The organism is Acinetobacter sp. ACNIH1, assembly GCF_002934695.1.
Lineage (GTDB): Bacteria > Pseudomonadota > Gammaproteobacteria > Pseudomonadales > Moraxellaceae > Acinetobacter > Acinetobacter variabilis.
The window spans coordinates 189,017-202,992 of the sequence record NZ_CP026426.1 but is presented as its reverse complement, the minus strand read 5'-3'; the positions used below and the strand labels follow the sequence as shown (position 1 = coordinate 202,992).

Annotated in this window: 13 protein-coding genes and 5 pseudogenes; 2 read left to right on the top strand and 16 right to left on the bottom strand. The window is 39.1% G+C overall.

Going from position 1 to position 13,976, the window contains the following annotated elements; genetic code table 11:
* Window position 1 precedes the first annotated feature (1 nt).
* The 4 genes and pseudogenes from C3F22_RS17880 to C3F22_RS17870 form a co-directional block, all read right to left on the bottom strand.
* Window positions 2-712, bottom strand: coding sequence for a phosphatase PAP2 family protein (locus C3F22_RS17880; RefSeq protein ID WP_004780023.1), 711 nt, complete (start codon window positions 710-712; stop codon window positions 2-4).
* A 39-nt stretch (window positions 713-751) separates the two neighbouring features.
* Window positions 752-1,138 carry a diacylglycerol kinase gene (locus C3F22_RS17875; protein WP_004780021.1) on the bottom strand — a complete coding sequence of 129 codons (387 nt, stop codon included), beginning with the start codon at window positions 1,136-1,138 and terminating at the stop codon, window positions 752-754.
* A gap of 604 nt (window positions 1,139-1,742) precedes the next feature.
* Window positions 1,743-1,882: pseudogene (locus tag C3F22_RS18860) on the bottom strand (ISNCY family transposase); the annotation flags it as partial.
* Window positions 1,883-2,241: 359 nt separating this feature from the next.
* A pseudogene (locus C3F22_RS17870) lies at window positions 2,242-2,616 on the bottom strand (GNAT family N-acetyltransferase); the annotation flags it as partial.
* A gap of 50 nt (window positions 2,617-2,666) precedes the next feature.
* Here C3F22_RS17870 and C3F22_RS17865 point away from each other — a divergent pair.
* Window positions 2,667-2,972 (top strand): IS630 transposase-related protein, encoded by a 306-nt coding sequence (locus tag C3F22_RS17865; RefSeq protein WP_004779997.1) that lies wholly within the window; start codon window positions 2,667-2,669, stop codon window positions 2,970-2,972.
* 44 nt (window positions 2,973-3,016) lie between these two features.
* A complete protein-coding gene (locus C3F22_RS17860; protein ID WP_158651686.1) occupies window positions 3,017-3,505 on the top strand; it encodes a transposase in 489 nt (162 codons plus the stop codon).
* A gap of 2 nt (window positions 3,506-3,507) precedes the next feature.
* On the opposite strand, the pseudogene C3F22_RS18815 reads toward C3F22_RS17860, so the two are convergent.
* From C3F22_RS18815 to C3F22_RS17805, 12 genes and pseudogenes are all read right to left on the bottom strand, one after another.
* Window positions 3,508-3,609, bottom strand: a pseudogene (locus C3F22_RS18815) (GNAT family N-acetyltransferase); the annotation flags it as partial.
* A complete protein-coding gene (locus C3F22_RS17855) occupies window positions 3,606-4,370 on the bottom strand; it encodes an ABC transporter ATP-binding protein (protein WP_004812169.1) in 765 nt (254 codons plus the stop codon). The gene C3F22_RS17855 and the pseudogene C3F22_RS18815, both read right to left, overlap by 4 nt.
* Window positions 4,367-5,377, bottom strand: a complete 1,011-nt coding sequence (locus C3F22_RS17850) for a FecCD family ABC transporter permease (RefSeq protein ID WP_104427083.1) — start codon at window positions 5,375-5,377, stop codon at window positions 4,367-4,369. The genes C3F22_RS17855 and C3F22_RS17850 overlap by 4 nt, the downstream gene beginning before the upstream one ends.
* A gap of 5 nt (window positions 5,378-5,382) precedes the next feature.
* Window positions 5,383-6,378 carry an ABC transporter substrate-binding protein gene (locus C3F22_RS17845; protein WP_376745115.1) on the bottom strand — a complete coding sequence of 332 codons (996 nt, stop codon included), beginning with the start codon at window positions 6,376-6,378 and terminating at the stop codon, window positions 5,383-5,385.
* Window positions 6,379-6,404: 26 nt separating this feature from the next.
* Entirely contained in the window at window positions 6,405-7,193 is a 789-nt protein-coding gene (locus tag C3F22_RS17840) for a TonB-dependent siderophore receptor (RefSeq protein WP_228203602.1), read from the bottom strand.
* Between the two features lie 8 nt (window positions 7,194-7,201).
* A complete protein-coding gene (locus C3F22_RS17835) occupies window positions 7,202-7,690 on the bottom strand; it encodes a transposase (RefSeq protein ID WP_158651686.1) in 489 nt (162 codons plus the stop codon).
* A 44-nt stretch (window positions 7,691-7,734) separates the two neighbouring features.
* Window positions 7,735-8,040, bottom strand: a complete 306-nt coding sequence (locus C3F22_RS17830; protein ID WP_004779997.1) for an IS630 transposase-related protein — start codon at window positions 8,038-8,040, stop codon at window positions 7,735-7,737.
* 35 nt (window positions 8,041-8,075) lie between these two features.
* A pseudogene (locus C3F22_RS17825) lies at window positions 8,076-9,338 on the bottom strand (TonB-dependent receptor); the annotation flags it as partial.
* 248 nt (window positions 9,339-9,586) lie between these two features.
* Entirely contained in the window at window positions 9,587-10,267 is a 681-nt protein-coding gene (locus tag C3F22_RS17820) for a GntR family transcriptional regulator (protein WP_004812178.1), read from the bottom strand.
* A gap of 675 nt (window positions 10,268-10,942) precedes the next feature.
* Window positions 10,943-12,001 (bottom strand): 2,3-butanediol dehydrogenase, encoded by a 1,059-nt coding sequence (locus C3F22_RS17815; protein WP_004812180.1) that lies wholly within the window; start codon window positions 11,999-12,001, stop codon window positions 10,943-10,945.
* A gap of 21 nt (window positions 12,002-12,022) precedes the next feature.
* Window positions 12,023-12,808 carry an acetoin reductase gene (locus tag C3F22_RS17810; RefSeq protein ID WP_004812183.1) on the bottom strand — a complete coding sequence of 262 codons (786 nt, stop codon included), beginning with the start codon at window positions 12,806-12,808 and terminating at the stop codon, window positions 12,023-12,025.
* 11 nt (window positions 12,809-12,819) lie between these two features.
* Window positions 12,820-13,911 (bottom strand): annotated as a pseudogene (locus tag C3F22_RS17805) (FAD-dependent oxidoreductase); the annotation flags it as partial.
* Between the last annotated feature and the right edge of the window lie 65 nt (window positions 13,912-13,976).

Genomic DNA, 13,976 nt, shown 5'->3' with positions numbered 1-13,976 from the left:
ATTAAGGCTGTTTGATGCTAGCGAGCAAGGAAGCGTTTTTTTCAACTGGCATTTTGTGGCTAAATAAAACATAACCAATGATATTAATGCACCAAATCACCCAGCCAGTCCACAGGTTGTGACTCAGGAAATGTGCCCCCCGCATCATTTGTGCCCAGCCCATAGCGAAGCCTAAGATCGCTGCAGCGATTAGAAAAAAATAAGCCCGCTGACGGTTTACAGTGCGATAAACAAAATAGCCTGTCATTAATGCAAAACCACTAGATGCATGTCCACCAGGAAAACAATGTCCAGCGGTAGCACTGAAATCCCATAAAAACCCATTAGATGTAGGTGTTACCATATCCCAAGGACAGGCATGAACTGACTGGGATTTGATAATTCCGATTATCCCAGTTGTAAGCACTACCATTATAAAGAAATAACCTAATTCCCAACGTCTCTTATGCCAAGATTGCCATTTTAGTGCGACCATCCAACCAATGAATAGCACTATATAAACTAGAATTAACAGATCTTTGATATAACGATGATTTAACTCTGCCAGTGCCCAATCTTGCCGGAGGGGAAATTGTCCCTGACCATCGATAAATGGATAGATTAGTTTTAAATCAATGACTCCACCCACATCAAAAAAATTCCAGAGAAGCAAAAAACTGAAACTCAGTAGCAATATTTGATTCAGTAAAAAACGAGATCGTTCGGACGACATTTTAAATATTCCATTCTTGTCGTTGTAGCAGAAATGAGATCAAAACGAATGACCGATTAAAATGATGCCCCAAGTTACGGTAATTAAAATGAGTGCGACAAACTGGGCGGCACTGCCCATATCCTTAGCATTTTTGGATAACTCATGCTGTTCTATGGAAATACGATCCACTACTGCCTCAATTGCTGAGTTAATCAGTTCAACAATCAGTGCTAGCAGGCACACAGCCACCATGAGTGCTTGCTCAGCTAGACTCTGTGATATCCAAAAACTAAGAGGAATCAAAATCAGGTTAATCAGCACGATCTGCCGAAAGGCTGCTTCAGTTCGGAAGGCTGTTTTAAGGCCGGTCGCGGAATAACGAGTAGCATTGAAAATACGTTGTGTTCCGGAAGTACCTTTGTAGAGTGAACGATCGGGGGACATAGAAGTGATTCAGTTAAGATGAGATTTGATTAATTTAAATTTTTAACCTTAAAACTCCCTTAAAAATGGATGTTTATTTGATTGTTTTGGCGCAAAAAATGGCTTAACCCACTTCAATAGTTTTTAATGTCTTGAAATGCTCTAAGGTATCCCACATTACACATCTTCTTAAAAATCATCAAAAGTAGTAACTAATATCATGATTAGACTTCTTGCGTTAGTCAAAATTTAAACAGCCCAAAGCTGCATTTTATAAGGTTTTAGCCAATTCAAAAATTAGGTAAAACGATACTTTCGCAAGAGGCCTATTGTTCAAGGAGTAGGTCAGCTATTTGGTTAAGGTACTCGAGTATTTTTGTCATTCAGAATCGACTCATTAATCCTTTGTTTTTTCCTGTCATTTTCTATCTTAATGGCTAAAGCTAATATAATTATTATTATGATAAGAATGCTTATTTTGCCCTTCATTTGTATACTTCTATTAGAAATAACTTAATAAATATTAGCATCTCAGCTCGAGATCTTAAAGTAGGATTCAAACCATATTTTAAAATAGAGTCACTTTGCACTTAATGTAATACGATTCTTGAAAAATTCTAATAATTAAAAATTTAATCAAACGAGTGATTTGAAAGTCAAAAGATTTAAAAATTCTAAAGCATAGACTTAAATAATGCGATGATCTCGAACGTCTTGCAGAACTGCAAGACATTGAATTTCTTTGTCAGACATAGTGATCAGCATCTATATTTCATATCCAGTTCATGATGTTTAAATCACCATAAACTAGACATTTTTATTGGTGAGAATATAGACACTTTAAATGGGTTCTAACAAACTCTCATTTCGTATAATATTGATTATGTTAAATTGAGTACATGATACTTTAAGTTCATAGACCTCTTGCGAAAGTATCGTTTTACCTAATTTTTGAATTGGCTAAAACCTTATAAAATGTAGCTTTGGGCTGTTTAAATTTTGACTAACGCAAGAAGTCTAATTAAGTTCATGAAAATTGATATAGGTTAAATTTAATTAATCCTCGTTGTCAAACTTTACTAATTTAAAATGACTTTTAAAACTGTATGTAATTGTTTAATTTATTATAATCGCATATGAATCGTATCGTAATTTTTTAGCCATTCACGTTTAATCACTTCGTACCCCTGTAACTGCCAAAACTGCTCCGCTGCTGGTAAGAATGGATGTGTATGTAAATACAGCGTTTCAATTTTCTGCTGTTTTGCGTGCTTAAACAACATCTTGCATAACTTGGTGGCAATGCCTTGACGACGATACTCAGGTAACACAAATAGCTTCACCACTTCCACTGCATTCTGTGGAATATCCAAATCAAAGCGATAGTCATAAGTACGATATGCCACAGTGCCAATAATTCGATTTCGATCCTTCACCACAATAAAACAACCCAAAGCACTCTCGATATAATATTTCTCAAAATGCTTAATATCTTGGGGAATTTTTGCCTGATATAGCCAAATACTTAAAAATATAGAACAATAGAAACATGGGATATTCAAAAGATTTTAAAGACAAAGTCATAGAAATTATGACTAGAGATAAAATGTCTGTGCGAAAAGCAGCACAGCATTTTAACGTCTGTATACAGACGATTCAGAATTGGAAAAAGTCCACTGTAACTAAACCTATTCCTGGTCGCCCAGCTAAAATTAGCAAAGAGCAAATATTGAATGATGTTGAACAATATCCCGATGATTACATCAGTGAACGGGCAGAACGTTTTGGTGTCAGTACACATGCAGTATTTAATGCGCTACATGCTGCAGGAATATCGCGTAAAAAAAGACGTTAAAGCACCCTAAAGCAGATCAAAATCAACGTCGGCAATTTCAGAACTTGATTGAATGTTTAGAACAACAATTACCACTGGTTTATATCGATGAAAGTGGTTTTCAAAGCGAAAGTACGAGATCGCATAGTTATAGCTATAAAGGAGCGCGAGCTGAAGCTGAATTTAACTGGCAGTTAAAAAATTGTAGCAATGCGATTGGCGCATTAATCGAAAATAGATTGCTTACAGTTGGAGTATTTGATTGTTCAGTGAATACCGAGGTATTTGAATGCTGGATTGAACAGGATTTATTGCCAAAGCTGAAAAAAACCAGTGTATTGATTATGGATAATGCCACCTTTCACAAAGGAACAAGGCTTCAGGAGTTGATACGTTGTGCAGGCCATTACATTGTGTGGCTTCCTAAATATAGCCCGGACTTAAATCCTATAGAAAAAATGTGGTCACGAGTAAAAATGATTCGCAATAAATTTAGAGTTAAAGATATTGATAAATTGTTTAAAGATTACTGTAATGATTTATTTAGTATTTAGCTATAGAGCTCTGGAAATAAGAGTTGACGGCTGTACAGCGCAAACTCAATCGCCTGTTGATGATCTTGTGGTTGCAACAATTGATAATCTAAATTCATGTTCATAGCCAAGAATGATCCGGAATAACAATGGTTTTGTCTTTGATCATGGCTTCATGGAATTCCACATCGTAGACACTTTTTAAAAATTTGGGATCAGTGATTCGTGCTTTGTTATCCGGTCGAATCACTTGATGCTCTCGCATAAAGAACAATTCATCGGCAAATAAAAATGCCAAATTCGGATCATGCATAATCGCAATCACAGTGAAATTCTGTCGTGACAATTGGCGTAATTTTTTCATCAAATAGCTTTGATAATAGACATCTAAATGATTGGTCGGTTCATCCAATAAAATCACTTGTGGTGCTTGCACCAAAATCCGCGCAATCATCACTAATTGCCGTTCACCACCTGACAGTTCGGTATATGGACGCTCTTTCAAGTGCTCAATATCCAAATCAATTAAGGCTTGATCAACGCGTGCCCAATCTTCAGCACTCGGTCGAAAACGACTAAAGGCTGCCCGACCCGTGATCACTACATCTTTCACCAAAAATGGAAATACGGTTTTATGAAATTGTGGTAAAAACCCGAGTAAGGCTGCACGTTCTTTACCTTTAAAGCTTGCAAGTGATCGACCGGCATAACAGACACACCCCTGCTCGATTGGCTCTAAACCTGCCATTAATTTAAACAGTGTCGATTTACCACAGCCATTGCGTCCTAAAATCACTGAAAACTGGTTTTTGGGAAATGCTAAGTCAATATTTTTTAACACCTGTTTATGCCCATAGGCATAGTTCAATTGTTCAATGCGAATCATGCCCAAGCCGTCCGTTGTGTTTTCATTAATAATAGGAAAAATGGTGCTCCCAATAGCATGGTGAAAATTCCAATTGGAATTTCAAAGGTCAACAGTACCCGTGAAAAGTTATCAATCAACAGTAAGAAACTACCGCCCAACAGCATATTGGCCGGAATGCTATAACGATGATCAGGGCCAACTAACATCCGCACGATATGCGGCATAAACAGGCCATACAGACTAATAATGCCTGCGGCCGCTACAGAAGTTGAGGTACATAAGGTCACAAACACAATCAAACACAGTTGTTCCCAACGTGGATTCACCCCCACTGCCTGTGCCTCTTCTGCACCCAAAGCCATTAGGTTTAAACGCCAGCGCATGGCGTATAAACCAGCTAAAGCGATACAAATCGGAATGATTGCATATTGCACTTTTTGCCACGAGGCTTGATGTAGATTACCCATGGTCCATTGCACAATGGCTTGTAGTTTAAATGGATCACTGAGGTACTGAATAATGGTTAAACCTGCCAAAAATAGACCCGATACGATCATCCCTGATAAAATCACCATCACCAGCGAAGTTTGGCTTTCATGTTTTTGTTGGGCAAATAAGTAGGTCAATGCCACAGCACAGACACCAAAAATAAATGCGGATAAATTCGGCGAAAGCCAACTTAAAGTCAGTGCTAAGGCGGCACCAAAAGCTGCACCTGAGGAAATCCCTAAAACATACGAATCGACTAATGGATTTCTAAATAAAGCTTGTAAACCATTCCCCGCAGTGGCTAAGGCTGCACCGACCATAAAGGTCAGTAAAATACGTGGCATACGGACATTGACTAGAATGTTTTGCATCAATAGAAATTGTTCCGCATCGTAATAAGGTGTACCAAATAAAAATTGCACACACCACAGCACATAATCCCATGCATTTAGACTTTGGCTCGGTCCAATTAAGAGCGATAAAAAAATCAGGAGCAATGGCACTGGATAAAACCAGGTATATTTTAAGGATTGCAGTGTCATTACATCAGCTCCTTTGCCAAACTTGCGCCATACAGCTTGCTTAATATTCTCAGTTTCAATGTATCTACAGGTAAGTCCGATTGTTCTGGATAAATACTGTGATTAAGATGAATAGCGGTCACAATAATTTTGATGGTATGTGGGTTATAAATAAATGCAGGCGTTAAATTAAAAACCTTTTGTTGTTTGACTGCGTTTAAACCTTTTAATTCTTCACGCTGATAAATCAGTTCTGGATTAGTATTCCACAGCACAATATTGTCCGGATTCCATTCAATCAGCGTTTCTGGATTCACATTCGGTTGATTGGTCTCAGTTTCAACAATGTTGTATGCCCCTGCCAATTCAATAAAATCATTGGTGATGGATTTACGCCCCGAAGTGGAATAAACCCGCCCCCCTGACCAAGCATAGTAAATCGATTGTCGCTCAGGCTGTCTTGAGGTTTTCTCAGCCACTTCTGCCACAATATTATCGGCAAACTGTAAAATCTCCTGCGACCGTTGTTCTGCACCGGTCAGTACGGCAATTTCAGCAAGTTCTTCTTTAACTTGTTTAAATGTTCCCGATTCCATTACATACACCGCAATGCTAAACTGCCTCAATAATTCAATGGTTTGGGTTTGCCCACTGACCAAGACTACCAAGTCAGGCTTCAGTGCCATTAAGCTTTCAATATTGGTGGCATTAGAGCCTTGTGAGGGTGTCGCAAGTTGTTTCTGGGCAATGCGGGCATCCATTTTGGAATAGGCATCAAACAACAAAGGTTGAAGATAAATTTCTGCAGGAATACCGACCACTTTCGGTCCTTGTCCCAACATATATAAACCATCTAAGCCCGACTCAAATAGCGAAACAATACGCTGTGCAGGTTGATCAACACAGACCTTTGTCGCTGAACTGTCTACAACGCAACGTTGATTGGCTGAGGCGGATACAACATTATCTTGTGGTGTTTTTGGAGACTGACAACCCATCAATACACTTGTCACCATCCCCAAAATAAAGATATGGCTGCGCATTAGAATGCCCATTGCACAGACATTGATGCCTTGATTGGCTCACCCGTCTGCACCCATAAATGGCTGTAACTCGAACGGTAATAGTGTTCATTAAATAGGTTGTGAATATTCAACTGATAACGCAGTTGTGGATTGGCTTGGTAATAAGCGCCAACATCCACCACCTGATAGGCTGGTAAACGGAAACCATTCATGACATTGCTTGGACTGTCGCCACTGCGTGAGCCGACATAACTGAGATTCGCCATCAGGCCTGCATTTTGCCAAGGGTCATACGCTACATTTAGATTGGCAGAATGTTCTGGTACATTAGTCAGAGGCGCACCACTCGAAATCAGCTCATCCTTACTTACCTCAGCATTGACCCATGCGTAATTAGCAGAAAGCTTAAGTTGATCATGCAATTGAACGCTCAGATCGAATTCAATCCCACGGCTTGAAATTTCACCTACCGCCGCCTCATAGTTAGGATCGATGGCATCGGTCATCAACACATTGTTTTTACGCATATCAAACCACGCCAAGCTCAAAGCATCGGTATCTGAGCATTGCCATTTGGCACCCACTTCATAGCTTTTGGCTGTTTCAGGTTCAAAGGTTTCTAAAGTTCGACTCATGCCATTGTTCATGGAAAAGGCTTCGCCATAATTGGCATAGAGAGACCATGTTGCACTTGGACGGTAGTTAATCCCGATGCGTGGGCTCAATTGCGCATGCGTGGTTTGATCCTCTAAGCCTTTCATGTGATTCTGAAAATCTTGCTCAACACGATCCCAACGTAATCCCATGAGTATAGCTAAATACTAAATAAATCATTACAGTAATCTTTAAACAATTTATCAATATCTTTAACTCTAAATTTATTGCGAATCATTTTTACTCGTGACCACATTTTTTCTATAGGATTTAAGTCCGGGCTATATTTAGGAAGCCACACAATGTAATGGCCTGCACAACGTATCAACTCCTGAAGCCTTGTTCCTTTGTGAAAGGTGGCATTATCCATAATCAATACACTGGTTTTTTTCAGCTTTGGCAATAAATCCTGTTCAATCCAGCATTCAAATACCTCGGTATTCACTGAACAATCAAATACTCCAACTGTAAGCAATCTATTTTCGATTAATGCGCCAATCGCATTGCTACAATTTTTTAACTGCCAGTTAAATTCAGCTTCAGCTCGCGCTCCTTTATAGCTATAACTATGCGATCTCGTACTTTCGCTTTGAAAACCACTTTCATCGATATAAACCAGTGGTAATTGTTGTTCTAAACATTCAATCAAGTTCTGAAATTGCCGACGTTGATTTTGATCTGCTTTAGGGTGCTTTAACGTCTTTTTTTACGCGATATTCCTGCAGCATGTAGCGCATTAAATACTGCATGTGTACTGACACCAAAACGTTCTGCCCGTTCACTGATGTAATCATCGGGATATTGTTCAACATCATTCAATATTTGCTCTTTGCTAATTTTAGCTGGGCGACCAGGAATAGGTTTAGTTACAGTGGACTTTTTCCAATTCTGAATCGTCTGTATACAGACGTTAAAATGCTGTGCTGCTTTTCGCACAGACATTTTATCTCTAGTCATAATTTCTATGACTTTGTCTTTAAAATCTTTTGAATATCCCATGTTTCTATTGTTCTATATTTTTAAGTATTTGGCTATAGATTCCATTGATCATTGAAGAACATTTGGTCTTGAACATTTACCGCAACATAACGCTGGTTCTCATCACTGTTGGTATGCAGTGGCATATCAGGACTAAACTGCCCATAGACTGGACGATAAATATCGATCCAATTCGGGTTGCTCGCAGAATGATTCAGACGGTACTGCTGTTGCATAAAGTGAAAACGACCCGCTTCAAGACCAAGGACCAACTCATGTACCAAAGCTTGCGTTTCGAACTGTCCTAAAGCCTCGACCTGCGCCATCACATCTTCGGTCTGATAGTCACGATAGCGACGTTGGCGTTCTAAAGTGCGTAAATCGGCTTGAATCTTACGTGGTTCAGTGGAAAAACCGACCATTTGTGCATCTTTATAACTGAGTGCACCATTCATTTTCCAAGTATCATTGAAGCGATGTGCTAAACGCAGTTGATATAAATTGTCTTTGACACGCATATCACCATCATGCGGTTCACCGGTAAAGGTGTGCTTGTCCATGGTGATTTGATTATTGACCGCAGTCAGCCCACGATCAAAGGTGCCAAGATGCTGACTAAATTCAGTATCCAGATCAAGTTGTGTGTCTGGTGAGATTTTCCAAGTGAGTTGTGGTGCAACAAATAACCGTTCTGAGCTAACATGATCACGGAAGGATTGATTATCCTCTACGGCAATTCCTAAGCGATACGCCACTTGTTCAGTAATCGGTGCAGTATGTTCAGCACTAATGCGATATTCTTCTTGACTTGAAGCACGTAGATTAAGTGCTGTCGCACTTTGCCAGCTTGGTTTTTTTGTGGTGACGTTTAATGCACCGCCAATTTCACCCCTTCCATACAGAGCCGCATTTGGCCCCTTTAAAAAATCCAAAGATGCAATATTGACCATATCACGTGGTGCAGATATGCCACGGTTCACACTTAGGCCATTGCGGATATATTCCACGCCTGTATTTGGATTACCTTCAAAACCACGGAATGAATAATTATCCCAAAAACCACCGCCATAGCTATTATTGTTCGATACCCCACTGACCAAATTCAATGCTTGATCAATCCGTTGAATATCCTGCTGTTTTAAAATGTCTTCAGCTAAATGTGTTTTATTAAATGGGACATCCAATAATTCATGCTGAAATTTAGTGATTGATTTGGATGAGGATTCTGATTCGGTTGTGCCCGTTGCAGTCACGGTGATGGTATCTAAACGATTCACCTCATCAGCCATCACTAACGTACTCACGCCAACACCACTCATCAATACAACTAAACGCAAACTCACTACAACCACCCTCGGCTTTATGCACAAAAAAAATGCATAAATAAAATTAGAATACTTTTGGTGCATTATTCATTTGATTTGTGCACCAAATATAAGCATATATATTCAAATAAGCATCAGCTTAGAGTTGAATACACTCTTGTATACAAGATGGTGGTATTACAGGCAAAAAAAATGCCAACTTCGGGAATTGGCATTCAAATTCATCTATTTATAAGTTTTAATTAAAGATTAGAAATCATATGCAAGGTAATATTTTTTACATCTTCGATACTATGCAGGACATGATGTTCAGCGAGATGAATTGCACCCTCAGCATCACGATTTAGAATACGTCGTAAAATTGCCCCGTGATCTTCATAGGCATGTTGAATATCAAATTCACGCATGGCACCCAAACTCAGTACAATTCGAATCTTCTCGCTGATCTCGTGATGGATCTTCGCAATTTGGTTGTTCCCTGCAGCCCGCACTAAAGCACAGTGAAAATCTTCACTTTGTAATACCAATTCTTTAATGTTCTGATTATAGGCTCTTGGTTCGACCAACCAGAGTTGTTTGAGCTTTTGTAGTTCTAACGACTGTTCATGATCCAGCATACATAAGCGTTTGACTGCCTCTTTTTCCAAGATCATGCGTAAATCAAACAACTCTTGATAGAAATTAAAGTCTAAGGGTTTAATTTCCCAACCACTGCGAAAATGCACATTCACATAACCTTCTTGCTCTAAACGATAGAGGACTTGACGAATAGGCGTGCGACTCACTTGATATTTTTCAGCAATATCCGTTTCAGTGAAGCGTTGTCCTGGTTTAAGTTGAAAACTAAAAATATCGTCTTTGATTTGTTGGTAAATGATATTGGCTAAGTTTGTGGAGCCTGATTTTGCGATCGTTGTCGCCATCCGTGATTCTCTTCGTATATCTTTTTAATACAGAAATTATAAGGGTATAAAGAGTATTTTAGTGAAGTTGCATAAATAAAATAGATTCTGTAGACATTTCCTATTCGTAAATAAACCGGCTTTGTTGCATAAAGACTTAAAATAGAATTTTCGTAAATTACTTAAATTTAAGTGACAACTTGGGTGTGAGGTCGGCCTAATTCTGTAAACTTATTTAAGACATGAGTAGTACTACTGCGCAAGGTGCATAAATCTATTGGGCTTGACTATAAAATTTCTAGCATTGAGTTTATCTACCAATAGGAATCGTTTAGCTATATGTATTCTAAAATGGTCAAAATTCACAAGTTCATGAATCAAGTTTTTTACATTCAAATAAATTATCTTGTAATTCATTGGTTATTAATGAAATATTAACTATTTAATTGATGAACTAGACTTTAGGTAAACATAAGTTAAGTAGACGAATTTCGGTATTAAATTCATTAATATTGATATAAATTAAATTATACATTATGTGTTGTCAATTTCTTCTTAAAAAATAGAGTTTTCCAATCACTATTATGAGAATGAGTTTGTAAATACAGACTCATTTCCTATCGCTATAAATATTAAAAATAGCTACATAGAGTTTATCTCTAGCTTATTCAAATTTGTCTTTGAAATTAGGCGTTACTACGGATGAACAATAATTTTTACAGCAGACTCATTATTATGAATCAATGTTTCAAAGCCTTTAGAAACAAGATCATCTAATGCAATACGTTGGGTAATAAAAGGTTCCAGATTAATCTTACCTTGCTCGACTAAACGGATGGTTTCCTGATGGTCATTGACATAAGCAATCGTGCCACGAATATCGAGCTCTTTCATGACCACACTATGCACATTAATTGTGGCAGGATGGCTCCAAATAGAAACAATGACGACTACCCCTGTTGGTTTTATCGCCGTCACCAGTGTATCCATGACTTTATTAACACTACTACATTCAAAAGCGACATCAACACCGTGGTCTTCCGTAATTTTCATTACTTCGGCAACTACATCAACTTGTGATGGGTCTAGTACATAACCTGCAACGCCCGCTTCTATCGCTTTTTCTTTACGTTTTGCACTCAGTTCAGTGATGATCACCGTGAGACCTTTAGCCTTTAAAATGGCTGATAAGAGTAAACCTATTGGGCCTGCTCCACCAACCAGTGCGATATCACCAGCTTTTGCACCACTTCGTACATAGGCATGATGACCAACGGACAAAGGTTCTATCAATGCTGCTTGGTCTAAGGGAATATCATTTGAGATAGGATGTACCCAACGGCGCTGAACCGCAATTTTTTCAGAAAGACCGCCGCCGCGTCCGCCTAAACCAATAAAGTTCATATTTTTTGATAAATGATATTTATCATTCGGCCCAGTCGGTACATCATCCGCAATAATGTAGGGTTCAACTACGACATGTTGCCCAATTTGAATATCATCTACTCCCTCACCAACTGCATAAACTACGCCTGAAAATTCATGTCCCATTGTTACAGGTGCAGATTCTCCTGAAATTGGATGTGGATGACCACAAGGTGGAATAAAAATAGGGCCTTCCATGAATTCATGTAAATCTGTACCGCAAATACCGCACCATGCAACTTGAATTCCAACTGTGCCTGGAACTACTTTCGGTTCAGGAATATCTTCAATCCGAATATCCCCTCGGTCATAAAAGCGAGCTGCTTTCATTATGTATTCCTTATGTTGATATTAACGGTACACCATTCCACCATCTGTCAAAATAGACTGCCCTGTAATGTAGTTTGCATCCTCGCTGGCTAAAAATGCAACTAATGCAGCCACGTCATCTGGTGTTTCAGCACGTCCTAAAGCAATGCCATCTACATATTTTTTATACGTTTGACCAACTGGTGCGCCTGTAATTTCAGAGAAACGCTGATCTATTTCGACCCACATATCTGTACCAACAACACCCGGACAATAACTATTTACAGTAATGTCAGCACTGGCATATTCTTTAGCTGCAGCTTGTGTCAATGCACGAACTGCAAATTTAGTTGCTGAATAAACACCGAGGAGAGCAAAACCCTCATGACCTGCGATTGAGCAGGCATTAATAATTTTTCCAGCCTGTTGGCGTTGTTTAAATTTATTTGCTGCGGCTTGAATCCCCCAAAGTACACCACCGACATTGATGTTCATGATTTTGTTAAATTCACTCGGCGTTACTTCTGCCAACGCTTTAACTTGTGCAATCCCTGCATTATTGATCATGATATCAAAGCCATTAAGTGTCGATTCTGCATGATCAATTGCATGACTGACTTGTATTGGATCTGAAATATCTGCAATAAATGTGGTGGCTTTTACGCCAAAGGCTTCGATCTCTTGTTGAACAGTATTTAACTTTTCTTGATGAAGATCGACCAATGCAATATGAACACCTTCTTGTGCCAAACGTAAGGCAATACCACGTCCAATTCCTTGTGCTGCACCCGTAATTAATGCAACTTTATTGTTTAAACCTCTAGGCATGTTGCGATTCCTTAAATATGAATTGCACGTTGCATTGCCGACAATACCGACTCATGCATCGCCTCAGATAAAGTAGGATGAGGGAAAATGACCTGTGCTAAGCTTTCATCCGTAGCTTCTAGGTATTTTGCTATAGCAAAACCTTGAATGTGTTCGGTGACTTCATGTCCAACCATGTGAGCACCCAACAATTCACCCGTTTCCTGACTAAAAATGGTTTTAACAAATCCTGCGCTATTGCCCAAAGCTAATGCTTTACCATTGGCTTGTAAGGGAAACTTACCCACATTGATATTCAAGCCCGCAGCTTTCGCTTTCTGTTCTGTCAAACCAATACTGGCCACTTGCGGATGGGTAAAGATACAGCCCGGAATTTGTGTACGATCTAAAGCATGTACATGACTTAGGCCTGCAATTTTCTCCACACAAAGAATGGCTTCATGACTGGCTTTGTGTGCCAAACACGGTGCGCCTGCGACATCACCAATTGCATAAATGCCCACGACATTGGTTTTACACCATGAGTCAACTTTGATAAAACCATTTTCAAATTCAACACCCAAATCGTCTAGGCCAAGATTTTCCGCATTCGGTTTCACGCCAATAGCTGAAAGCACCTTTTCAACAGTAATGATTTGTACACCTGTGGCAGTTTCAATATGACAATGTACTTGAGCCTGATCAGTTTCTATTTTTTTTACCGTTGCTTCAGTTAAAACCTGCATACCCTGCTGTTCAAATTGCTTTTGTACATACTTCGCAACTTCAATGTCTTCGCTAGGAAGAATCTGCTTTGCAATATCAACCAAGGTGACTTGGCAGCCTAAGTCTTGGTATAGGCTTGCAAACTCACTGCCTATAGCACCCGAACCAATGACCAGTAAAGATTTTGGTAGTTGTTCTGGAACTAAAGCCTCTTTATAACTCCAGACCTGATGGCCATCTACAGGAATATGAGGCAAATTGGCCGCACGTGCACCTGTTGCGACAATAATATGCGGTGCAGAAATCTGCTGTTTTTGACCATTCGCATCTGTAAGCTCTAATTGCTCTTTGGCAATAAACTGGGCTGCTGCGTTAAAAACAGTGATTTGATTTTTTTTCCTCTGTACACGACAAAAATAGATAACTCATTGAAATAATGTCATAATAATTGTTTTCTAACGAC

What these genes read in the sequence shown, in the direction of transcription:
- C3F22_RS17880 (WP_004780023.1), bottom strand. Translation starts at nt 712, where the DNA reads ATGTCGTCCGAACGATCTCGTTTTTTACTGAATCAAATATTGCTACTG.
- C3F22_RS17875 (WP_004780021.1), bottom strand. Translation starts at nt 1,138, where the DNA reads ATGTCCCCCGATCGTTCACTCTACAAAGGTACTTCCGGAACACAACGT.
- C3F22_RS17865 (WP_004779997.1), top strand. Translation starts at nt 2,667, where the DNA reads ATGGGATATTCAAAAGATTTTAAAGACAAAGTCATAGAAATTATGACT.
- C3F22_RS17855 (WP_004812169.1), bottom strand. Translation starts at nt 4,370, where the DNA reads ATGATTCGCATTGAACAATTGAACTATGCCTATGGGCATAAACAGGTG.
- C3F22_RS17845 (WP_376745115.1), bottom strand. Translation starts at nt 6,378, where the DNA reads ATGGTGACAAGTGTATTGATGGGTTGTCAGTCTCCAAAAACACCACAA.
- C3F22_RS17840 (WP_228203602.1), bottom strand. Translation starts at nt 7,193, where the DNA reads ATGGGATTACGTTGGGATCGTGTTGAGCAAGATTTTCAGAATCACATG.
- C3F22_RS17830 (WP_004779997.1), bottom strand. Translation starts at nt 8,040, where the DNA reads ATGGGATATTCAAAAGATTTTAAAGACAAAGTCATAGAAATTATGACT.
- C3F22_RS17820 (WP_004812178.1), bottom strand. Translation starts at nt 10,267, where the DNA reads ATGGCGACAACGATCGCAAAATCAGGCTCCACAAACTTAGCCAATATC.
- C3F22_RS17815 (WP_004812180.1), bottom strand. Translation starts at nt 12,001, where the DNA reads ATGAAAGCAGCTCGCTTTTATGACCGAGGGGATATTCGGATTGAAGAT.
- C3F22_RS17810 (WP_004812183.1), bottom strand. Translation starts at nt 12,808, where the DNA reads ATGCCTAGAGGTTTAAACAATAAAGTTGCATTAATTACGGGTGCAGCA.